This window comes from Peribacillus sp. B2I2 (assembly GCF_041261685.1).
Taxonomy (GTDB): Bacteria; Bacillota; Bacilli; order Bacillales; family DSM-1321; genus Peribacillus.
The window spans coordinates 3,357,159-3,379,042 of record NZ_JBGCCB010000001.1; the positions used below are offsets into that span (position 1 = coordinate 3,357,159).

Sequence of the window (21,884 nt, forward strand, 5' to 3'; positions counted from 1 at the left end):
CATGATCGTATTTTAGTTCTGCAGAGAAGCCAATAGGCCTCTCTCTTTTGCAGAACTTAGTTTTCTATGAATTTTTCACTTTTGGGGCATTTAATATTTCTTCAATATAAATAGGCCTATTTTCTTTAGAAGAACGCCAGACAGCCTCACCTGTTGCAACAGCATAGGCTCCATCTACACTTCCTGAAAGAATTGGGTAAGGTCTTGTTGGATCTTCACCCAGAAAAATATCTTCCTGAATAACTGGATCTCCTCCACCATGTCCGCCTTCTCTTTTCAAAACATGAATCGTCTCTTTAGAACCAAAGAGTGGAAAATACTCGATTGTCTGCTCAGGGACTGGAAAAGGGACACGGGCTGGTGCATGAAACTCTGTCGTTTCGAGACGTCCTTTTGTACCATTAATAGCTAACCGGTATCCTTCATATGGTAAAGAGAAATTGATAGAATAACTTAATAGGGCGCCTTTATCATATTTGATAGTTGCAGTATAAGTGTCTTCAATTTCAATATCTGAATCAAAGATACATTGATCTGTTCGGTAATTCGTATACGCATTCCTTCGACGGGCGTCGGAATCGATATGATCGTCTTGAACGTTTAAGCTATTGCTTCTTGAATTCCATCGACTATAATAGGAGCATTGACTCTTTTGGTTACAAGTAACACAATAGCGTCCGTCTTCTTCTTCAGGATTATGCTCACTTTTATTTCCATAGTAATTGAGAGCACCAAAGGAAAATACTTCAACAGGTTTTTGATCAAGCCACCAGTTCACTAAATCAAAATGATGTGAGCTTTTATGAATGGAAAGGCCCCCGGAAAATTCCCTATTTCGATTCCAGCGTTGGAAATAACTAGAGCCATGGTAGGTATCAATATACCAATTTAAATCAACCGAAGTAATCCGCCCCACTTTCCCTTCAAGGATTAATTCCTTCAATTTTGTGTGGAACGGACTGTAACGGTAATTAAATGTAACCGTAACTTTCCCTTTACTATCCTCTTCTGCTTCTAGTATTCTTTTACAGTCAGCTGCTGTCGTAGCCATTGGCTTTTCAGTGATAACATCTAAATCATGTTGTAACGCCTTCAAAATATATTCGACATGTGTATCATCTCTACCCGTAACAATAATGACATCAGGCTTTGTTTCATATACCATTTTTTCAAATTCATTATCACAATACTCTAGTACATCATGAATTTGCGGAAACTCTTCCTTACAAACGTTGAATCGTTTTGGGTCCTTGTCTAGTAAAGCAACTAGTTGACTGGTTTTGGAGAATTTTTCAAGAATCGGTTTAATAAACATCCCGTTTGCTCTTTTACTTACACCACAAACTGCAAACTTTTTCATGATTTACACCCCATTCTTAATTTGAAATTATCCCTTTTTACAGCTTAGGCAATAATTTTTGCATTTCTATACACGCTAGAATAAAAGAACCAACACCATGCAAATCATTTTCACAGGTTGGGCGATCTAAATAATGCTGATAATCCCCTACTCCTGTACCGATACAAATTTCAGGCATTAAAAACAATCCATTGTCATTAAACTCCATTCGATCTAACAAACCTCTATATCCTTTAATAGCAAACTCTTTAAACCTTTCATCCGTATGACCATCATTTATGGCACGAGCAATGGTATAAACAAATAATGCTGCACAAGAGGTTTCCAGCCAATTATTGATGTCATGACCTTTGTCGACTACTTGATGCCAAAGCCCAGTATCTTCATCTTGGAATTGAACAAGTCCTGTAATGAGATCCTGTAACGCTTTTACAATTTCTGGTCGTGAAGGATGTTCTTTTGGCAAGAATGCTAAAATCTCATTAAATGTAATACCATACCAGCCGATTGCTCTTCCCCAAAACTCGGGTGACTTTCCAGTATCTGGGTCAGCCCATGACTGCTGTCTTTTCTCATCCCAGGCATGATAGAACAAACCAGTCTTTTCATCCCTCGTATGTTTTCTCATTAATCTTTCTTGTTCAATCACCATTTCTAGTAATTCTGGTGCACCATACTCTTTTCCGTAATTCATGGCAAATACACCACCCATATACAAGCCATCCAACCACATTTGATATGGGTATTTATCCTTGTGCCAAATGCCTCCATCAGATGTTCTATTAAATGTTGTAAACATATTTTTCAACTTTGTTGCAGCAATTTTATATCTTGGATCATTGGTTTCTTTGTCTAATGTAAATAGTAATAGCCCAGCCTGAATAGCATCTAACTCTTCACGATTAAAATAAAAGTTTCCATCCTCATCAATAATATTGTCCACGTATCTTTTTATATAGTGGAAGTAATCTTCCCTGCCAATGATTTCATTAAGCTGCAACATACTATATAAAAATACCCCTTGGTGGTAATGCCATCTATTTTCAGGTGGAAGTTGTGCTGGTGTATATGTTGCTATTAATGAATCACAGGCCGCCTTCCCCCAGTCCAAAGGGGTTTGAAGTTGTTTTTGTCTATCACTCTTGTTCACTATCACCATTATTGAGCCTCTCCTTTGTTTCCTATTTTAAGATTTCAAACCACTTGTACTAATCCCGTCAACGATATAACGTTGGAATATAAAGAAGATAATGAATACTGGGATAAGGCTAATGGTTGACATTGCAAACATTGCACCCCAGTTCGTTACAGAGTTTGGATCAGAAAATAATTTTAAGGCCAATGATACTGGGTATTTCTCAGGTGTTGTTAAATAAAGCAGTGGACCCATGAAATCGTCCCAACGCCAATAGAATGAGAAAATCGCCGCAGTCATCATAGCAGGTACCACTAATGGGCATATAATCCTAAAAAATATTCCAAATGTACCGCATCCATCAATTTTTGCAGCTTGATCTAACTCCGTTGGAATCGTACGGATAAATTGAATGATTAAAAAGATAAAAAATGGTGCACCAAAAAATGTTGGTAATATAAGCGGCAAATAGGTGTCAATCCATCCAAAACCATTAAACATGATATATTGAGGTATCATTACCATTTCATATGGAAGCATCATGGTAAGCATCATACAAACAAACCAGAGTTTTTTTCCAACAAAATTAATACGTGCGAAGCCGTATGCAATAAGAGTAGAAGAAAGGACACTACCGATTGTGGAAATTATTACAATAACTAACGAGTTTGTAAAAAAGGTTGTAAACGTAATTCCGCCAAACCCTTTCCAACCTTCAATATAGTTCTCAAAGTGAAATGCATCTGGAATAATTTTATGTGCTTCAACAAAGACTGTTGAACTTTCTTTAAGAGAACTGCCAACCAGCCAAGCAAGAGGATAGAGCATGAGTAAGGTAAAGAGTATCATCGTGACATGTTGTGTAACTTTTTTTAATTTCTTTTTACTTTGTGTATTCATAAACATACCCTCCTTATTTTATTTTTGTTCACCTTCGTAATGGACCCACTTATCTGAACTTTTGAATATGAATGCAGTAAGGAGAGCAATGATAACTAACATTACCCAAGCCATTGCCGATCCATAGCCCATTTCGAAAAATTCAAATGCCCTTCTATACATATAAAGAACAAACAACACTGTACTATTCATAGGTCCCCCATTTGTTACGATAAAGCTTGGTGTAAATGCCATAAAACCATTGATTACCTGCATAACAGTATTAAATAGAATAACCGGGGTCAATAAAGGTAATGTAATCTTGAAAAATTGCTGGATGGGACGTGCCCCATCCACACTAGATGCTTCGTAATATGTTTTTGGAATATTTCGCAATCCAGCTAAAAAGATCAACATGGAAGAGCCAAATTGCCAGCCATATAAAACGATAAGAGTCCAAATGGCCGTACCTGGGTCACCTAACCAAGAATGGGTCGGAAGTCCTAATGTATCTAATATGGAGTTAAAAGCTCCGTCATTTCCGAATAACTGTCTCCACATGATAGAGATCGCAATACTTCCACCTACTACTGATGGTAAGTACAACATTGTTCTATACAATCCAACCATTTCTGTAATCTTATTTAGTGCAAGTGCCACTAGTAAGGCAAAAACAAGTCGAATAGGTACAGCAACTCCTGCATAAAAGAATGTAGTCTTCATCGAAGTCCAAAACATCGCATCATTGGTGAACATACGTTGATAGTTATCAAGACCAGTCCAAGTGGGTGTTCCTAACAAATCATATTCCGTAAAAGACAAATATAAAGAGTAAAGAACTGGATAGAGTGTTAAACACATTAATCCAATGAGGAAAGGTGAGATAAAAAGATAACCAGTTAAATTTTCATAACCCGATTTTTTCTTTCTGGACTTTAAAATCTTCACTGGATTATAAGTAATTTTCTTGTTTGGAAAATGTACAACTGAGTCATGCTGTTCAGATTTTTTTGGTATCATAACCCTCATCTCTTTCTTATTAAATATAGTCGTTTAAAGGTTGCATCTAAGTACTGCTAGTTTAATTTTTATTAGAAGTGAGTGAGTATTGTAAAAAAGAGGTCTGAAAGAAGATGGAGACCAGGACCACTTTGTTCCTTATCGGCTTAAAATCTCTTTCGCTTGTTTTCTAAATTCCTTAGCACCTTCTTTAGGAGTCATTTCCCCATAAATAACTAACTCATCAATGTCTGCCAATGCTTGTAATACTTCAGCAGCTGCAGATGGGAAGTTATCAATTGGAGAGCTATTTTCAGTAACTAATGAAATGTAATCAAATATTTTCTTTTCTGTTTCACTTAAGTTAGATGCCATTGCGTCTCTAATTTCTTGCTTCAGGGGAACTCCACGGTCTGAACCACCAATTTCATAAACTTTAATATTGTTTACAAAGAAGTTGATGAATTTAGCAGCTTCTTCTTTATGCTTGGATGATTCTGGAATGGACCATAGCATGGCAGGTTTTAAAAACATTCCTTGTGCATTTCCCTTACCAGGAAGAAGTGTTAATTCCAATTGTTTACCAGCAGCACTCGTAAGTGCTCCAACTTGGTTGGACCAACGGAAGTCAAATGCAGCTTTCCCATGGACGATAAGTTCGTCTTCAACTCCCTTAATTTGTTGAATCACATCATATCCTGGTGCTGCACCAGAATCTACTAACGTTTTATTCATTTCCATAAAGTCAACCAATAGTTGGTCATCATCATATCCTAAGCCTGTTCCATCTTCATTAAATAACTTGAAGCCTTTTTCTCTTAAATAATATTCAAAATGATTTCCTGGCTCTAAAAGTCTTGTACCATAAGTATCTAATTCGCTGTGAACCTTGTTTGCAGCGGTCAAGAAATCCTCCCATGTCCAATTTTCATCTGGAAGTGCCGTCCCTGCCTTTTCAAGCATTTCTTTATCATAAATAGCTGCCAGCGCGTTGGCTCCAGTTGGAATTCCTATAATCTTTCCTTCCTGTGTACCGGATTCCATGATCGTTTCACTTACACCTTTTACATCAATCGTCCCATTTTCCACAAATTCTGAAAGGTCAGCCAATAGCCCTTTATCAGCGTATTGATTTAAATACTCACCAAAATTTTGTTGCATAATATCAGGTAGGTTGTTTCCGGCGGCTTGTGCAGCCATCTTTTCGAAATATCCATCAAACCCTGTAAACTCTGGCACAATGTTAACGTTAGGATTTTCTTGCTCATAAAGATCAATAATAGCTTGTGTCTGGTCATGTCTACTTTGAGAACCCCACCATGACATTCTTAAGGTAATCTTTTCAGACCCATCTTCTTTCTGATTTTCTTTTTCATTACCTGCATCATTTGAAGCTTTGTTTCCTGAACAAGCACTGAGCACTAATGTAAAAATAATCATTAGTACAAATAAAAGATTTTTCTTTTTCATCCTGGAACCAACCTCCCTATTCATTTCGAAAGCTTTATTGAAAACGCTTTCTAAATTAATAATAAATTAACTGAGTTTTCTAAAAAATAGAATTTTCAGATATCTATGTGAAAAAATCAGTGGTCTTTTTATTTTTCTGACAAAAAAAAACTGTTGAGTTATTTTACAACTCAACAAGCTAACTTAGGAGCAAATTACTTTTATATTCTGAAGGTGTAAACCCTGTTTGTTTTTTAAATAGTTTGCTAAAATATCCCGGATTATTCCCAAATCCAACTTCTTCAGCCACCGTAATCATTTTAACTTCTTCTTGGCTTCCTATTATTTCAATTGCTTTTTCCACTCTTCGATTAACCAGATAGCTAGAAAATTTTTCTCCTGTCTCCTTCTTGAAAAGCTTTCCTAAATAATCTGGATTCATATAAAAAACATCATTTGCAATCTTGGATAATGATATGGACTCGTCAGATATGTTCTTTTCTACATATTCTATCACTTTTCGTATGACATCACTTTGTGTTTCCTTGGTGTGATCATAATTATTTTGTGCAATCTCTACGCATATGCTTTCAATAAAATCTTTATACTGGCCTAAATTCGAAAAGTCTTTGAAATAAATGATTCGTTGAAACAGTTCATCAATCATTTCCCTTTTTGCTTGTCTTATGATGCTCATATAAATCTCTAAACAATGTGATTTCACCAAGTTAATGTCGTATTTTTCCTTTTTGAAATATTCAAAGAATTGATTTAAATATTGTTTAACCTCTGAAATATTCCCACTTCTAATTGAAAAAATAAAATCCTCGTGATCAAGCAATAGAATATTATCAAAATATGATTTTTCTTTATGCAAGTCATTAACTGTTATAATACTTCCATTTCCTAAATAAAAACGCTGTGATAGACAATCGATAACCTCGTGGTAAAGCCTTCGCAGTTGATAAATACTTCCAACATTACTTATGCCCGTAGTGAATTCCAATTTATAGATAGTTGAAAACACTTCTTTTACGTTCTTAATTTTTTCTATCAGTTTTTGATTTGGACAGCTTTCACACAAAATGACAATTCTTTCACCAATTATTGTACAAAGTTGGATGGTATAGTTGTTATTTAAACGATCAACAGCAATCTCCTTTAAGGCAAAAATTTTCTCGAAATCATGACCTTCATCCTCATCAATCTCTAAAACAACTAATTTGAATTTCTGTGATGTTACTTTAATTTCAAATAATTGGCTGAAGTACTCCCATTCAGGTATCCCACATTTTTTATTTGTAATAAACTCCTTAAGGAATTGCTCTTTCGCTTTAGGCATTACATCTTGCAGGCTTTTTTTTATACTTGTTACCACCTGTTCCTTTTCTTTTTCTTTGTTTAATTCATCTATAACATTTTTTAGTGCTTCTTCAATTTTTGATTCATTGCTCGGTTTAAGTAAATAGTACTTGACATTGTATTGCATGACCTTTTTCGCATATTCAAATTCGTCATAACCTGAGAGGATAATAAATTTAATATGCGGAAAAATAGAGTGAACTTTTTCAATTAGTTCAACTCCACTCAGCCCTGGCATTTTAATATCTGAAATCACAATATCAGGAGGATTTTCCTGGATGAAATCAAAAGCAATCCGTCCATTGTGTGCTTTTTTTATAAGAGTTGCCCCACAATTCTCCCAATTTACAAGAGACGCTATCCCCTCTAGGATATTAATTTCATCATCTGCTATCAGTACCTTATACATGATATGTTTCACCCCATCCTACATGGTAATGTGATAATGACCCTCGTACCTTTCCCTTTCTCACTTTCCATTTGTATTCCATAAGAACTGCCAAACATGAGTTTAATTCTATCATTGATATTTCGTAATCCTATTCCGGTGCCCTTTGGCTTAATTTCTCCCTTAAAGATAGACGTAATAGTCCCCTGATTCATTCCTGGGCCATTATCTTCTACAACAATATGAAGATCTTCATTATCTAAAGTATAAATATCGACTGTTATACTACATCCGGATTCGAATTCCTCCACCCCATGCTGAATAGCGTTTTCAACAATGGGTTGAATGGACAGTTTAGGAATAAGATAATGTTCAATATCGGTCAAGCTATTTAAAGTGAAATGAAGTCGTTCCTGATATCGATATTTTTGTATGGTAATATAGTTTTCAACAATCTGCAGTTCTTCTTTAATAGAAATAAGCGGGGCCTTTTTACTAATGATATTTCTCATCATATTCCCCAATGCTTCAACCATAATATAGATTTTGGGTTGTTTATTGATTTTTGCAATCCAGTTAATAGAGTCTAAGGTGTTGTATAAAAAGTGAGGATTTATTTGTGCTTGCAATGCCTTATACTCTGTTTCCTTTATCATCAATTGTTTTTCATAATTTTCTTTAATTAAAACATTTATTTTATTGATCATCGTTTGAAAATCTTTATGTAATTGTCCCACTTCATCATTCGAATACTTTCCTTCCCTAAATACTGATGGTTCAAATCTTCCTTTTTGGACTTGTTTCATTTTTTCGGTTAATCCTTCTAGAGGTTTAGATAATGCACTTGCAGCTCTTCTGCTCAAGAAAATCGTAAGCAATATCATAAAAAATAAATACAGAACCATCCAGTGTTTGATAATAGTAGTTTGCTCAGTAATAGTGTCATAAGGAAGAAAGTGGTAGTATGTTAAATTAGAAAACTCCGAATCTTGAAATGCCACTAAATAGTCTTTCCCTTCAATATCCATAATTTCGTAACCGCTTTCATTTCTCCCTTTCGGAAAACTATGTTTTTTTAATTCGTTCAAATCACTCCTATAAACGATTTCATTGTCTTTAACAATGACAAAACCGTTATCGGAGGGGATTTTTAAACTCCCTCGAATGAGGTTATCCATATCGATGGTTATCATTAATGTACCTAGCAATTCTAGACTTATATTTTTTTTATCTCTGATCATTCTTGCTGCTGTTAACTTATTTTGATTTTCCATTCCATCCCATACATTCGTCCCTTTTTTCGAAAGGGCAAGGGGAACAATTTCCTCTGCATTGTGTTTTATTTTTGTATTATACCCGGCTATGTAGGTTCCTCCCTGATTATCTATAATCTGAAGGGAAGATATATATCTTTCTTGGGTTGCGAATGAAACTAATCCCTCTATTAATTTGTCTTTTGTTCTATAGGTTTCAAATACTTTTGGGTTCTTAATTATTTGCTTCAATGAATTTTGAACAAAATTATCAGTACTAATCTGAAAGGATAGTTGTTCCATCTTTTTTAATTCATTATCTAAAACAGCTGAAGATAATTGAAGGGTTTTTGCTGATTCTTTGTAAATTTGCTCTTCATACATTCTTGAAAAATAATGAAATGCGATTATTCCTATCAAACAAAATACGACTAATAACAACAACATAATGGAAAATATCTTATCCTTTATTTTAAAGTGAAAAAAAAAGTATTTCATATTCATTATAATCAACCCTCAATTTTTACTACTTTTCTTAATATTACGATAATAACTGCATAATTTCTCTTTTTCAATGGTATAAGGGCACTATTTAATTTCCTATTCAATAAAACAGAAGGCTATGTGAAAATTAACCTCCTTTCCCTATCCTATGCACCTTTTCTTTTCTTTTGTTTGATTTTTTTATTGCTCAATTTATAAACAATTGAAAATACTACAGCTAATCCTGCAACTTCACCTAATGAAGCAGCAATTGCCCCGTTAATACCATTCCACTCTGGGAAGAAGTATAGAAAGATAGCTAGACTGATTATGACCGTTATTAGATTTACTACTTGAGAAAGTACCATACGCTTTGTCTTTCTTTGAAGCATAAGAAATCCATTAAGAAAGTCTACAATTGGAAAAATAAGCGTTTTTAATATAAAGAATTTCAGAACTCCAATTGTTGTTGCCGCTAAGACTGGATCTGCCCCCATAGCAACCTTCATAAACCAACTGCCTAATGGTGAAAAGCACAATACTGTAAGTAAGATAGAGGGAGTAAGACCTATTAATAAAGTAAAATTAATTACTTTCTTTTTATTTTTTTCATAAAATTGCAAAACAATCTGGTGTGTATACATAAAAAAACTTAAAGTCATGTTCGTGATACTATGTGCAAGAGCAAAGGAAGCGATTCCCATTTGAATATTTTCGGATTTTGCCAAAAAAACATAAACAATTGGAATCATCATCGTTTGAAAAATGAAATAAAATACCAATGGAGTATAAAAATATACGATATCAGACTTTCGTAAATTAGAGGATTCGGTTGTACTCGGATATTCCTTAATAAGGAAATGGCCCTTCCATACGCTAATGAGACATTCAATGATCATCCCTGCTAAGAAAATAACCGCTCCCGCAACACTCGTTACATAATCAACCTTAACTAACAAAAAAGAGATAACAAACATGGTAACTAATCTTACAATTACCCCAATCGTAATCCACTTTGTTTCAAGATGATTGATAATAATCCCTTGATAAATACCACGTATCCCGGAAAATATTAATACGAGAATGATAATTTTAAAGGTTTGTGAAATAGTGTGAACCATATTTTCATCTGCATTAAATAAATGGACATACATCCAGTCGCCTATCCTGCTAAATGCCAATATAGAACAAAACAATAGAACGATTCCAATTACATACATAAAAAATACAGCAAGAAGTTTAAAAGATTGTTTGTCATTCACTAAAGCTGAACTTGTTTGTCTAAACACTATAATCGGTCTTTCAACAATTTGGAAAAGAGAAAAAGCTACTGCATAGCAAGCAATAATAAAGGCGGCATCTTCTGTGCGTGTTAAAGTACCATTAATAATGAGGTGTGTTATAGATGTTAAGCTGGCAGAAAATCCTAATGGAATAAAAAAAGCACTAAGCTGCTTATAGGAAACCTGGCTATTTAAGCTTTTCAACGCAAATTACCTCTTTTCTCTATAATATTGGTTATTCAAACACAAAATAACAACGTTGTTATTAACAATACATGACTATAAGTAAAACAACAAATACTTTTTTCACAAAAATCAGAATTATTAATTTTCATACACTTTCTAAATGATTTTATCCTTTTTAACATATTAGTTTTTATGATCTTAATTATTTAGTCATGGTTATCTTGTTATTCACAAAGTTTTTCCTTATCATTAATAACAATGTTATTATTTCTGGTTATTTTTTTTGGGGGGGAATCATTATTTGGGAACTACTATTAAAGATATAGCCAATGTTTCAGGAGTTAGTTTTTCTACTGTTTCAAAAGCATTAAATAATAGCCCACTTGTTAAACTTGAAACGAAATTAAAAATATTGAAAATTGCTGAAGAAATGGGATATGAACCTAATTTTGCAGCTCGAAGACTAGTTTCAAAGGAAACGAAAATAATTGGTTTAGTTTGGCCTTCTATAGAAAGAATTGCATTATCAACACTTGTTACAAAAATTAATGCTGAAATTGAAAAAAATGACTATTCCATGATTTTATCAATCAATTCCACTAAATCAGCAGTTGAAAAATTTAAACGGTTTCAAGTGGACGGAATCATTATTTTTGAGGAAAACGATAACCAAATAGACTACTTATTATCTTCAAAAATCCCTATCATATCTTATGGGCATTGTAATAATCAAACCACTATACCTTATATAGATGTAAACTATAAAAAAGCCATGTATCTTGCTGTTGAGTATCTATATAAATTAGGACACAAGGATATTTCATATATTGGTGATTTTTCACTAAATGATTCACGTCAAACAGAAAAGTATGCGGGTTTTTTAGAAGCAATGAAACAATTTAATTTACAAATTATAGGTCAATCACTTATAAATACTGGTGGCCTTGATTGGCAAAGTGGTTATAGGGCAACAAATCGTCTACTACAGTCTTCCAAAATCCCTTCTGCCATTATAGGTGGTAGTTATGATATTAGTGGTGGGATTATCCGGGCTGTAATGGAAAATAACTTAATCATTCCAAAAGATATTTCTATTATTGGCTATGACAACATTCCAAAAATGGGAGACCTAGAAACTCCATTAACAAGTATTGGTGTACCAGTAGAAATTCTAGCAAAAAAAATAACGGACTCTCTTTTTCAACAAATTCAAAACCCTAATTCCGTCCCACTTATTCAAAAGCTTAAGCCTGAATTAAAAGAGAGAATCTCATGTGCCCAAGTAAAAAAGGATTGAACTAACATAAAATCCTTTTTTTCTACATAGTCATCCTTATTAAAACTCTAATAAACTAGTTGAATTTCCCATTTTTTCTATCTAATAACATTATTCACCAATAATATTAATCCCTCTTCTAAGTTGATCAACTAAATAATACGTGTACTTTTCATCCCAATCATACTGATTTATTTTCGTCTGCTATTATTGAAACTTAAAATCCTATAAGAAGTGTAGCTATTGCAGACACAGCTGGTTTTACTGATCAGGTTTTTGGACTGAGCCATCTACTTCGTTTTCGGTTTGCACCTCACCTTTGATACCTGTCTGCTTTAATTGCTGATCACTTTCATGTCAGTGTATTCAAAGCGGGGTTTCTAGTGGGTCTCTTTGCACTAGCTGAAGCTATATCTAGGTAAACTTTCCCCGTTATTGGTCTCGGGTATAAATCGCAAGAAGGCAGTAATTATTTGTACTTGGTGTTTTCGTTCTTGGTAACATTGCCTCCATATTTGCATCAAACTTTACCATGGCATTCCTTTCGCATCAGGGGCCGTTTACAACTTATTATTCTTAATGGGACAGTTCACTGGACCTATGGCTTTAATTGTTTTGGTTTGGGGAATATTATTATCTATAGAAAATAATATTAGTCAATATTGGATTAAGTCTGCAGCACCGGAAGCTCCTGAATTTGTACTGCTGTAGGTGGGTTATTTATATCAGGAATGGGCATCCAATTCGTCGTATTAGTGGGATTCTTATTCTTAATATTGAGTTTGGTAAAAATAACTTCCTAGGTAGGAAATTAAACATCCTACAATAAACAAACCGGAGAGAGATAAATATATCCCCCTCCGGTTTGTTTTTATTAACATTCCTTGTTAAACTATTGCCGCCCCTTTTATTCCGTAAGTAAGCTACCGCAGCAACAGCAAGCTACTTTTAGTTTATTATCTATCTCCAAGTAACTCGTTAACACAGTACTTCAACGTTAAATCCTCCAGGCGCTTCTACGTAGAATGTATACCTGTGTAAGTGTTGTGGAGGTTTTACTTTGAATCCATCATCTTTCAATCGTTGATTGATACTGTTAACTTGTTCTTCATTTTCTTGTATGAATCCAACATGAAAAGTCTTGGGGTATTGTACATTGCTTCCTTTCATTAGAGTCAATATGGAACCATCATCATCTTTCATTGCGGCGAACCCATCTCCTCGACTTCCTTCACATGTCAATCCAAAATATGTTTCTAAAAACTCACGTGAAGCTGTAACATCATTAACAGTTAAATTCAAATGATTGATTTTCATTCTTTCACCCTTTCCTTTTTAGGTATTCTTTAATTGTATTACATTTATTTTTTATCTTGACTCTCTCGTTAAGATAGTTAATTTTTCACATGACATCCTGCCCTTAGCTTGATAAGAAAAAGCGATCCTTCTCAAGAAGAATCGCACTCGTTAGTTCATAAGCAGGAGGTTGTATACAGCTCCTGACTTATTATCTTATCTGCTGGCGCTTTTTTAGAAGGTCGTCGAGGCGGGAAAATTGTGAAGCACATCCCTCGACTATCCCCATTTCCATTACTTGCTGAAGACCCTCGACTGAATTGAATCGGGAATGCATGATGAGCTTTGTCCTACCCTCGTGTTCAACAAACGTCATCGTTACCAGTGTTTCTGGCATACTTTCGGCTGCGTTGCCTTCTTCATCTGAAAACATATCCGTTAAGACAATCTTCTCCGGTACAATAATTTCTTGATAGACGGCTTTACCCCAAGATTCTTGGCCATAAAATTCACCTTGGTTTTCATCTGTGCACCGCATGCAATAATGCCAAACGCCGTCAGGCTTAAAATTAAACTCTCGATTTTCCGTTTGCCATCCCTTCGGTCCCCACCAGCTAGCCAACTGCTCAGGTTTTGAAAACGCGTTAAAAACAAGGTCCCGTGGCGCGACAAATATACGCTCCATGATGAGATCCCGACCCTCTACGTTGGTTGTGATGTTGTCAGTTATTTTATTTTCAGACATGTTAATTCCTCCTTCCTATTTTTGAAATAAATCATTCCTTCTATTTCGTCACATTGTCAGTTTTTTCCTTCCATTCAAGCAAATAATCATCCTAATGACCGCAACTTCAAGATTAAAAAAAGGTCAACCAGTATAATAAAACTGGCTGACCTTTTAATATGAACTTCAATATAGAACTCCATTACAATATTTTTTCATTTTCAAAGTTAGTGTTTGACTCTACTTTCTTAGCCAGTTTAAATTTATAGAATAAAATACAGGCTACCAAAAATCCTATTCCATAAAACAGTCCTACTCGTTGGGTAGGGTCAAAAGCAAGGAATACAAGAATCAGCAAGCAAAAGCCTAAACAAAACAATGGGACAAATGGATAAAAAGGTACTTTATATTGTAACTCTTCCGTTTTCCCTCCCGCTTTTATAAATTTCCTGCGAAACATATATTGCGATAAAGCAATTCCCATCCATGAAATTGTGACGGAAATACCTGCTATTGACATAAGTATCACGAACACAGTATCCGCAGCAATGAAGCTTGTCAATAATGATAGAAGAGAAAATGATATGGTAAAAAGAAGGGCATTCAACGGCACTTTCCTATTTGACAAAATACCAAACAGCTTAGGTGCCATCCCATCATGGGCCATCGACCAAAGCAAGCGTGTAGATGCATAAAGACATGAATTCCCCACAGAAAGAATGGCTGTCAAAATTATGAAATTCATGATGCCTGCTGCATAAGGAACCCCCGCTATCTTCATTAAAGTTACAAAAGGACTTTCCAATAAGCCTAATTCTGAAGAAGGGAATATGGCAGAAAGGATAATAATGGACGCAATGTAAAAAACAATGATTCTAAAAAGGACATTTCGTATGGCTTTTGGTATGTTCTCTTCAGGTTTTTCACTTTCCCCTGCTGCTATTCCTATCAGTTCTGAACCTTGATAAGAAAATATTACATTCATCATAGTCACAAAGATAATTGTAATGCCCCCTGCTGGAAAAAGACCGGAAGGAGCCAGGTTTTCAAAGAATGGGGTTGGACGATCAGATAAAGAGACAAAACCAAAGATGCCCGCGATTCCAATCAAGATAAATAAAATAACTGCAACGATTTTTATTCCGGCGAACCAATATTCCGCCTCTGCAAAACCTCTTGTCGTCAATGCATTCAAGGTAAATAAAAGCACTATGAACACTGCACACCAAATCCAGGTAGGAATATCGGGGAACCATTGTTTCATCAATATTCCTGCTGCTGTAAATTCAACTCCTGCAGTTGCGGCTGAACCGACGAAATACATCCATCCGAGCGAAAAACCAGCCGAAGGCCCAATATATTCAGCAGCATATTTTTGGAAAGAACCTGTAACCGGCATATGAACGGCTAGCTCACCCAGACAGACCATTACCATATACAAAATAAGACCACCGGCTAAATATCCCAACAGGGCGCCTCCTGCCCCTGCTTGGTTAATTGTATAGCCTGCATTTAAAAAAAGGCCTGTACCAATAACGCCGCCAAGCGAAAGCATAAATAAATGACGTCTTTTCATTGAGCGTTGCAGCTGATCATTATTCTCCATTCCATCCCCCATATAATCACGTCCTTATCTTATCTATTAACCTATTTCTTCTCCCAAACTATCTTAGAATCTCAAAGAGAGACAACTAAGGCCGCCATCTTGTTTTTGAAATTCAGACATTTCCACTTCAATCACCGTGTATCCTAAATCTTCTATTTTTTTCCTTGTTCCCTCAAATCCTTTCGGGACAATAACATAGTCGTTCATTCGGACGCAGTTACCCGAATATTCTTCTTCTTGTTTTACAGTTATTTGATTAAAGCTTGAAAAAACCTCGTGATTGATGAATTCTCCGGCCACTAATAAATTATTGTCCCCCAGGTAATTGACACCCGTTTTTAAATGAAAGAATTTCTTAAGGGGAATGATGGTCGTATCATAACCATACTTACCCATGATATCCTTGAACTGCAGAGCTCCTGCTTCATTAGTTCTCGATGAAAGGCCAACATAGAAGTGATCTTCAACCTGCATTACATCTCCGCCATCTAACATGCCTGGGGATTGAATATACTCGATTGTGTCATAAAATCCCTTTAAAACTTCTTTCATTTCAATAACCTCACCATTTCGGCTTTCTGCACCAGGATTCGTTACAAGGGCACATTTTGGCGTCAACACGGCGGTATCTTCTACAAACGTAGAATCAGGGTATGTTTCATCAGAATCCAGAACGGTCACTTTCACACCGCAGCGTTTTAATGCTTCTACATAAGCCTCGTGTTGTACAAGCGCTTTTTCATAATCCGGGTTTCCTAAATCCGATGTTGTTAATCCATTTACAAAACTTTTTCCAATCTTTCGTACAATCGCATGTTTAAACATATATATTCCTCCTAAATAGGTAGCTTATCTTCTTAAGATTTGGGAGGTTAATAAACCTCCCGTACTTTAAATGTAATTTGACTTTTATCCCTTTTCTTTAGCAATCGCTTAACTATTCCAAAGCAGATACTAAACTCTTCCTTCAATCATTTTATTGACTGCATAATTTATCCGCTATCCCTACAAAATATCGCACTCCATACCCTAAAGCTTTCTCATCGATTTTAAATTTAGGATGGTGCAAAGGATAAGCTTTTCCAAACTCATTATTATGGACGCCTATGAACTGCATGGAAGAGGGAACGATTTCGGAAAAAGCTGAAAAATCTTCGGTCCCGAACATTGGATCATCAACATGGATGATATGATTTTCTTCAAAAATCCCTTCCATGACCGTTCTCGAAATATCAACGGCAGCTTTATCATTCACTACGGCTGGATATCCTAAATACCAAGTAATTTCACATTTTGCCCCATGCGCTTCTGAAATCCCCTTAACGATGTGCTCTAGATGCTCCCTTGCTTTCACTCGGCTATCAGAGTCCAAGGAACGAATGGTACCGCCGATTTCTGCATATTCAGGTATGACATTGAGCGCACTTCCGGAATGGAACTGAGTGACTGAAATGACAGGTGTCCTTAGAGCTGAAATTTTTCTGGAAACGATATGTTGAATATTCGTTGTAATTTCTGCACCAATGATTAACGGGTCCACCGTTAATTCCGGAGTCGACGCATGCCCGCCCTGACCAATTATTTTAAGTTCAAAATCATCAGCTGCTGCACAGAATACCCCTTCCCTTAAACATATTGTTCCAGTATTTTCATAAGGAGTAACATGCAATGCAAATGCATAATCCACTCCTTCCATGACCCCTTTTTTCACCAATTCCTGAGCTCCCCCTGGCAGAACCTCCTCAGCGTGTTGGAAAATAAACCTGATTTCTCCATTAATCGCTTCTTTTTTCCCAGAGAGGACTTTAGCAGCACCTAATAACATTGCAGCATGTGCATCATGTCCGCATGCATGCATAACCCCAGGATTTTTTGATTTATATTCAACTTCTGCTTCCTCTTCTATCGGGAGTGCATCAATATCTGCACGAAAAGTGATGGTATTAGATTTTCGTGCAGATTTTTTAGCACCTTTGAGAACCGCCAATACGCTCGTTTCGGTAGGTCTCGTCACCTCTAGTCCTGTAAAGGTTTTTAATTTCCTGTAGATGAATTCAGAAGTCTGGTGCTCCTGATATGAGAGCTCCGGATTTTCGTGAAAATGACGTCTCCATGAAATCACTTCATCCACAACTGTCTCCTGTATTGTCTTCATCATGAATGCCTCCTTGATCATTTAGTTAGAATATTCAGACTTTTCGAATCTTTAAAAAGGGCCATACTGTATGCTTTGAGCAATGATCAAAAAGATAATCGCTACCGCAACCTGAATCAAAAGAAATGGAAACACCCATTTTACCCATTTCGTAAATGATATGCCTGCCACTGCCAGTCCAGCCAACAGCACTCCAGAAGTCGGAAATATCATATTCGAGATCCCATCCCCTAATTGGAAAGCTAGGACTGCCGTTTGTCTTGTCACACCCATTAAATCCGCTAATGGAGCCATAATCGGCATCGTCAATGCCGCTTGTCCACTTCCAGATGGAACAATGAAGTTAAGAAATAATTGGACAATGAACATTCCGATTGCATTTATGGCGGGAGGAAGCTGCTCAACCAATCCTGCAGCATAATATAAAATAGTATCCAGCAATCCGCCACTTGTAATAATGACCAAGATTGTCTGCGCAATTCCAATTATCAATGCGCCAGAAACCATATCGCCTGCTCCTGAAATAAAACCATTGGCCATCTTGGATGGGGTCAGGCCTCCAATCATGCCCATGATGATCCCGCTTAATAAAAACAAGCCTCCAATTTCACTTATATACCATCCTAATTTAATGACTCCATAGACTAATAGGATGAAATTCACCAATAAAATAATTAAAGCAGCGCTATGTCTCTTACTCATCTTAAAGTTTTTATCAAGATGTGCATGATCTTCACGCCTGAATTTCCCATACTCCCCCAGTTCGGGGTTTCTTTTCACCTTCATTGCATGGAAATAGATGTACAATACTGTAATGACATAAAACACTGCAAGAAGAGCGATGCGCAATCCCATTCCCGAATACATGGGCAGTTCTGCAATGCTTTGGGCAACCCCTACATTAAAAGGATTTGTAATCCCCGAAATGAATCCAGTCGCCAATGTACCAAGGATAACGATCGCAAAACCTGTAAGTGCATCAAAACCTAATGCAATCGTCATCGGAACAATGATTGCGATATAGACTAACGCATCTTCAGCAGAGCCGATCAGTGTCCCTAATGATGCGAAGATTAATACCATCAACGGAATAAGCAATTTCTCTTTTGTTCCGAATCGGACAGCCACAAATTTAATGAATGAATCAAGGGCTCCTGTTGCCTGCATGATTCCGAGAGCACCGCCAAACAAAAAGACGAACAAGATTATTGACGCCCCTTCAATCATCCCCGCATGAATGCTGCTGAACATTTCCAATAACCCTACTGGTGTTGATTCGACAAATTCAAAAGAAGTGGGATCGACTACACTTCGGCCATCTTTTTCGATTCTTTCATATTGGCCTGCAGGTAGGATATAGGTCAATACTGTCACTATTACAATTACGATAAACATCAATACAAAAGGATTTATCCCTTTTTCCGGTAACTCCGTTAGCTGGTTAAGTGGCTTATTTTTCTGATTAAGCGGCTCGGAAGTGATTTGACCATTAGGCAGGTCATTCATATAAATACCCCCAGTTAAAGTTTTATACTTTTAATCCAGTTTTCCAGTCGAAGGGATAGGATCCCTCCATCACTTCTCAACCAAGCACTTAAACATACTCTTTATTAACTTCTCCAGCATAACGGGCGTATGGACGAAGGCACTATCAATGTGAAGGCGCTCAGTACGCTGGTGTGCATCCTTGCCGAACGGACCCACATTGAGCACGGGTGCCTGAAGTCTTTGCATATCAGCAAAAGGAATGCTGTAAGTATCGCCCCAGACTGGCGTATTCTTTTCAAAAGCCGTCCAGCCATCAGACCCCTCACGATAATGAACATAGCTTAAATCGCAAATACCATTGAAATAATGAATTTGGCTGACTTCTTCATCAAGGAAGCTGGCAGTTTCCTTGATTAAATTCACAGAATTTACGATAAGCGGATCATCTGACGTATTGACGGCTGGATAATATGGCGGTGCAAACAGCAATACAATGGCGGGTGCAAGCTCCTGACATTGTATCATCAGTTTTTCAGCGATTCGCAGTGACTTTTCCCGCTCATCCAAATCCATGTTCCCTTTTACTTCACTCTTGATTCGTTCAACAAAATTACCTCCAAATTTCCCCTCGGCATAAGAAAGTAACTTTTCGTAGCGCAATACTTTTACTTCTCCTACACCTTCAATTTGTTCACGCTGGCAAAGAGCTTTATATGATTCATTGCAATTCATCGCTGCTTCCTTTGCAACCTGCTCGAATAAATCCATAATTTCTGCAGCGCTTCTTTTCATGATGAAAACATTATAAAGCGCGGCTGCAAGATAAGGTGTCTGTGTTGAATATTGCAGTTTCAAATCTTTTTGCTGAAGCGATACGGGTAAAGGTGTTTCCTCGCCCAGATCACTTTCCTGAAAAAGAGTGTTCCACTCCATGAGCTGCGTAAGAAACGAGGCTATATAGTTGGCAGTTATCCCCTTCAATGGTTCACCCACGTGAGTTTCCTTCCCATAAAAAAGAGCAGCTGGCATGATTTTTCCCAACGTTCCAGAATAAATATAATGACTTTCATCGCCCGGTTTCTGTGAAAAGGATGGTTCACTATTTAAAAACATTTTATAGGAAATGTCATATTTATCACGTAAGGTCACAAGTTCTTTAACTGCAACCCTCATTCCCGCAGAATTCACTTCCTCATCAGGAACCGTTAACAGCAGGAGATTGATTGGCCATTGTTCAATGCTTGCCTTTTCGATGAGAGCCATGTGAAGGGCAAGCCCCATTTTCATATCCATCGTTCCCCTGCCAAACAAGTACTTTCCCGATTCAAGATCAATGCGCGCTTCTTCCGGGAGATCATCTTTCCGATCATGAAGTTTTTTCGTGAGCTCCTCTGGTTGAAAAGCGAGAGACTCAAGATCACCGTATTCTTCGGTATGAACTGTATCAAAATGGCTAATTAATACAACTGTCTCCTTTGCTTCAGGATGTTTATAAAAGGCATTGACAAAATTTCTCCCTAAATCAGCTTCGTGAAGCGATAAGTACGCCGGATTCCTTTTATAATAATCAAGCTCTCTTAATTTCTCTTGTAACTTATAAGGAAACGTGCTTTCCCCCATTGTAAGTGTACGGCTTTCCCAGCTAACAAGTTCACATAACAAAGCACGAAGCGTTTCCGGAGTACCCCATAGTAATTGACTCATTGAAATCCCCTTTCCGATTTTCATCTAATATTAGAGTAATAGTGGGAAGAAACACTTTTATCGAAATTCTCCGAAGTTTAAAACCGCAGTGACAAACAGCTCAATCCACCATCCTGCTTTTGAAACTCCGACATGTCCAGCTCAATCGTTTTAAAACCAACTTCATTCAATCGACTGGTCGTCTCTTCATATCCCTTCGGAATAATCACATAGTCATTTACGAGGATGCAGTTTGCTGAATATTCGTCTTCTGCTGAAACCGTGATTTTCTTGTATTGGGCAAAATTTGGATGGTCGAGGAATTCACCTGCTGCAACAATCAAGTCATTTCCTAGGTAGGCTATTCCTGTTTTCAGATGGAAGAACTCTTTTAATGGAACAATCGTCCCTTTATACCCTTCTGATTTTAAAATTTCCTTTAACTGGCGTGCACCTTCCTCGTTTGTACGATTCGAAATACCGATAAAAAATTGATCATCGACTTGAAGAACATCTCCCCCATCTAATGTTCCTGGAGCGTTTATATAGTGAAAATTAGCATAAAAATCCTTCAGAACCGACTCGATTTCTTTTATTTCACTGTTTCTGGAAACATCTCCTGGATTAGTAATGACTGCAAATTCCTGAGTCAGAACGGCGGTATCTTCAACGAATGTTGAATCTGGAAACTCCTCGCTTGCCGGCAAGTGTGTGACTGACACCCCACATATTTTTCAAAGCTTCCACGTAAGAAGCATGCTGTTGCAATACTTTTTCATAATTTGGCGTGCCAAGGTCGGATGTTGTTAATCCATTTACATAGCTTTTTCCTGGTGTTTTTACAATTACATGTTTATACAAAATTAAATCCCCCATCAT

The 21,884-nt window shown here is 36.6% G+C and carries 16 protein-coding genes and 2 pseudogenes; 2 read left to right on the plus strand and 16 right to left on the minus strand.

Annotation, left to right across the window (positions count from 1 at the left end):
• Window positions 1-64: 64 nt before the first annotated feature.
• The 8 genes from ABIE66_RS16520 to ABIE66_RS16555 all read right to left on the minus strand — a co-directional run bounded on the left by ABIE66_RS16520 (window position 65) and on the right by ABIE66_RS16555 (window position 10,795).
• Entirely contained in the window at window positions 65-1,360 is a 1,296-nt protein-coding gene (locus ABIE66_RS16520; RefSeq protein WP_289325510.1) for a Gfo/Idh/MocA family protein, read from the minus strand.
• Window positions 1,361-1,397: 37 nt separating this feature from the next.
• On the minus strand, window positions 1,398-2,519 hold the full coding sequence (locus ABIE66_RS16525; protein WP_370015556.1) for a glycoside hydrolase family 88/105 protein: 1,122 nt from the start codon (window positions 2,517-2,519) through the stop codon (window positions 1,398-1,400).
• Window positions 2,520-2,546: 27 nt separating this feature from the next.
• Complete coding sequence (locus ABIE66_RS16530) at window positions 2,547-3,395, minus strand: carbohydrate ABC transporter permease (RefSeq protein ID WP_370015557.1); 849 nt, start codon at window positions 3,393-3,395, stop codon at window positions 2,547-2,549.
• A gap of 18 nt (window positions 3,396-3,413) precedes the next feature.
• The gene (locus tag ABIE66_RS16535) at window positions 3,414-4,337 is read right to left on the minus strand and encodes a carbohydrate ABC transporter permease (RefSeq protein WP_370017066.1); all 924 of its coding nucleotides are present in this window, start codon (window positions 4,335-4,337) and stop codon (window positions 3,414-3,416) included.
• Between the two features lie 195 nt (window positions 4,338-4,532).
• Window positions 4,533-5,843, minus strand: coding sequence for an ABC transporter substrate-binding protein (locus ABIE66_RS16540; protein WP_370015559.1), 1,311 nt, complete (start codon window positions 5,841-5,843; stop codon window positions 4,533-4,535).
• Window positions 5,844-6,021: 178 nt separating this feature from the next.
• Entirely contained in the window at window positions 6,022-7,593 is a 1,572-nt protein-coding gene (locus ABIE66_RS16545; RefSeq protein WP_370015560.1) for a response regulator transcription factor, read from the minus strand.
• Between the two features lie 8 nt (window positions 7,594-7,601).
• A complete protein-coding gene (locus ABIE66_RS16550) occupies window positions 7,602-9,209 on the minus strand; it encodes a cache domain-containing sensor histidine kinase (protein ID WP_370015562.1) in 1,608 nt (535 codons plus the stop codon).
• A gap of 266 nt (window positions 9,210-9,475) precedes the next feature.
• The gene (locus ABIE66_RS16555) at window positions 9,476-10,795 is read right to left on the minus strand and encodes a multi antimicrobial extrusion protein MatE (RefSeq protein WP_370015563.1); all 1,320 of its coding nucleotides are present in this window, start codon (window positions 10,793-10,795) and stop codon (window positions 9,476-9,478) included.
• A 283-nt stretch (window positions 10,796-11,078) separates the two neighbouring features.
• On the opposite strand from ABIE66_RS16555, the gene ABIE66_RS16560 reads away from it, so the two are divergent.
• Both ABIE66_RS16560 and ABIE66_RS16565 read left to right on the plus strand, forming a co-directional pair.
• The gene (locus ABIE66_RS16560; protein ID WP_370015564.1) at window positions 11,079-12,074 is read left to right on the plus strand and encodes a LacI family DNA-binding transcriptional regulator; all 996 of its coding nucleotides are present in this window, start codon (window positions 11,079-11,081) and stop codon (window positions 12,072-12,074) included.
• A 227-nt stretch (window positions 12,075-12,301) separates the two neighbouring features.
• A pseudogene (locus tag ABIE66_RS16565) lies at window positions 12,302-12,373 on the plus strand (Tn3 family transposase); the annotation flags it as partial.
• Window positions 12,374-13,031: 658 nt separating this feature from the next.
• On the opposite strand, the gene ABIE66_RS16570 reads toward ABIE66_RS16565, so the two are convergent.
• From ABIE66_RS16570 to ABIE66_RS16605, 8 genes and pseudogenes are all read right to left on the minus strand, one after another.
• Window positions 13,032-13,370, minus strand: coding sequence for a VOC family protein (locus ABIE66_RS16570; RefSeq protein WP_289315930.1), 339 nt, complete (start codon window positions 13,368-13,370; stop codon window positions 13,032-13,034).
• Between the two features lie 190 nt (window positions 13,371-13,560).
• A complete protein-coding gene (locus tag ABIE66_RS16575; protein WP_289325519.1) occupies window positions 13,561-14,094 on the minus strand; it encodes an SRPBCC domain-containing protein in 534 nt (177 codons plus the stop codon).
• A 181-nt stretch (window positions 14,095-14,275) separates the two neighbouring features.
• Entirely contained in the window at window positions 14,276-15,679 is a 1,404-nt protein-coding gene (locus ABIE66_RS16580) for an amino acid permease (RefSeq protein ID WP_370015565.1), read from the minus strand.
• Between the two features lie 63 nt (window positions 15,680-15,742).
• The gene (locus ABIE66_RS16585) at window positions 15,743-16,504 is read right to left on the minus strand and encodes a dimethylarginine dimethylaminohydrolase family protein (protein WP_370015566.1); all 762 of its coding nucleotides are present in this window, start codon (window positions 16,502-16,504) and stop codon (window positions 15,743-15,745) included.
• Between the two features lie 151 nt (window positions 16,505-16,655).
• A complete protein-coding gene (locus ABIE66_RS16590) occupies window positions 16,656-17,834 on the minus strand; it encodes an amidohydrolase (RefSeq protein ID WP_370015567.1) in 1,179 nt (392 codons plus the stop codon).
• A gap of 51 nt (window positions 17,835-17,885) precedes the next feature.
• Window positions 17,886-19,229 carry a YfcC family protein gene (locus ABIE66_RS16595; RefSeq protein ID WP_370017067.1) on the minus strand — a complete coding sequence of 448 codons (1,344 nt, stop codon included), beginning with the start codon at window positions 19,227-19,229 and terminating at the stop codon, window positions 17,886-17,888.
• A gap of 180 nt (window positions 19,230-19,409) precedes the next feature.
• Window positions 19,410-21,026 carry a M20/M25/M40 family metallo-hydrolase gene (locus ABIE66_RS16600; RefSeq protein WP_370015568.1) on the minus strand — a complete coding sequence of 539 codons (1,617 nt, stop codon included), beginning with the start codon at window positions 21,024-21,026 and terminating at the stop codon, window positions 19,410-19,412.
• 77 nt (window positions 21,027-21,103) lie between these two features.
• Window positions 21,104-21,881: pseudogene (locus ABIE66_RS16605) on the minus strand (dimethylarginine dimethylaminohydrolase family protein).
• Between the last annotated feature and the right edge of the window lie 3 nt (window positions 21,882-21,884).

Excerpts from the sequence above, each read along its gene's own strand:
- ABIE66_RS16520 (WP_289325510.1), bottom strand. The coding sequence starts at position 1,360 with ATGAAAAAGTTTGCAGTTTGTGGTGTAAGTAAAAGAGCAAACGGGATG.
- ABIE66_RS16525 (WP_370015556.1), bottom strand. The coding sequence starts at position 2,519 with ATGGTGATAGTGAACAAGAGTGATAGACAAAAACAACTTCAAACCCCT.
- ABIE66_RS16530 (WP_370015557.1), bottom strand. The coding sequence starts at position 3,395 with ATGAATACACAAAGTAAAAAGAAATTAAAAAAAGTTACACAACATGTC.
- ABIE66_RS16540 (WP_370015559.1), bottom strand. The coding sequence starts at position 5,843 with ATGAAAAAGAAAAATCTTTTATTTGTACTAATGATTATTTTTACATTA.
- ABIE66_RS16545 (WP_370015560.1), bottom strand. The coding sequence starts at position 7,593 with ATGTATAAGGTACTGATAGCAGATGATGAAATTAATATCCTAGAGGGG.
- ABIE66_RS16550 (WP_370015562.1), bottom strand. The coding sequence starts at position 9,209 with ATGTATGAAGAGCAAATTTACAAAGAATCAGCAAAAACCCTTCAATTA.
- ABIE66_RS16570 (WP_289315930.1), bottom strand. The coding sequence starts at position 13,370 with ATGAAAATCAATCATTTGAATTTAACTGTTAATGATGTTACAGCTTCA.
- ABIE66_RS16575 (WP_289325519.1), bottom strand. The coding sequence starts at position 14,094 with ATGTCTGAAAATAAAATAACTGACAACATCACAACCAACGTAGAGGGT.
- ABIE66_RS16580 (WP_370015565.1), bottom strand. The coding sequence starts at position 15,679 with ATGGAGAATAATGATCAGCTGCAACGCTCAATGAAAAGACGTCATTTA.
- ABIE66_RS16585 (WP_370015566.1), bottom strand. The coding sequence starts at position 16,504 with ATGTTTAAACATGCGATTGTACGAAAGATTGGAAAAAGTTTTGTAAAT.
- ABIE66_RS16590 (WP_370015567.1), bottom strand. The coding sequence starts at position 17,834 with ATGAAGACAATACAGGAGACAGTTGTGGATGAAGTGATTTCATGGAGA.
- ABIE66_RS16595 (WP_370017067.1), bottom strand. The coding sequence starts at position 19,229 with ATGTTTATCGTAATTGTAATAGTGACAGTATTGACCTATATCCTACCT.
- ABIE66_RS16600 (WP_370015568.1), bottom strand. The coding sequence starts at position 21,026 with ATGAGTCAATTACTATGGGGTACTCCGGAAACGCTTCGTGCTTTGTTA.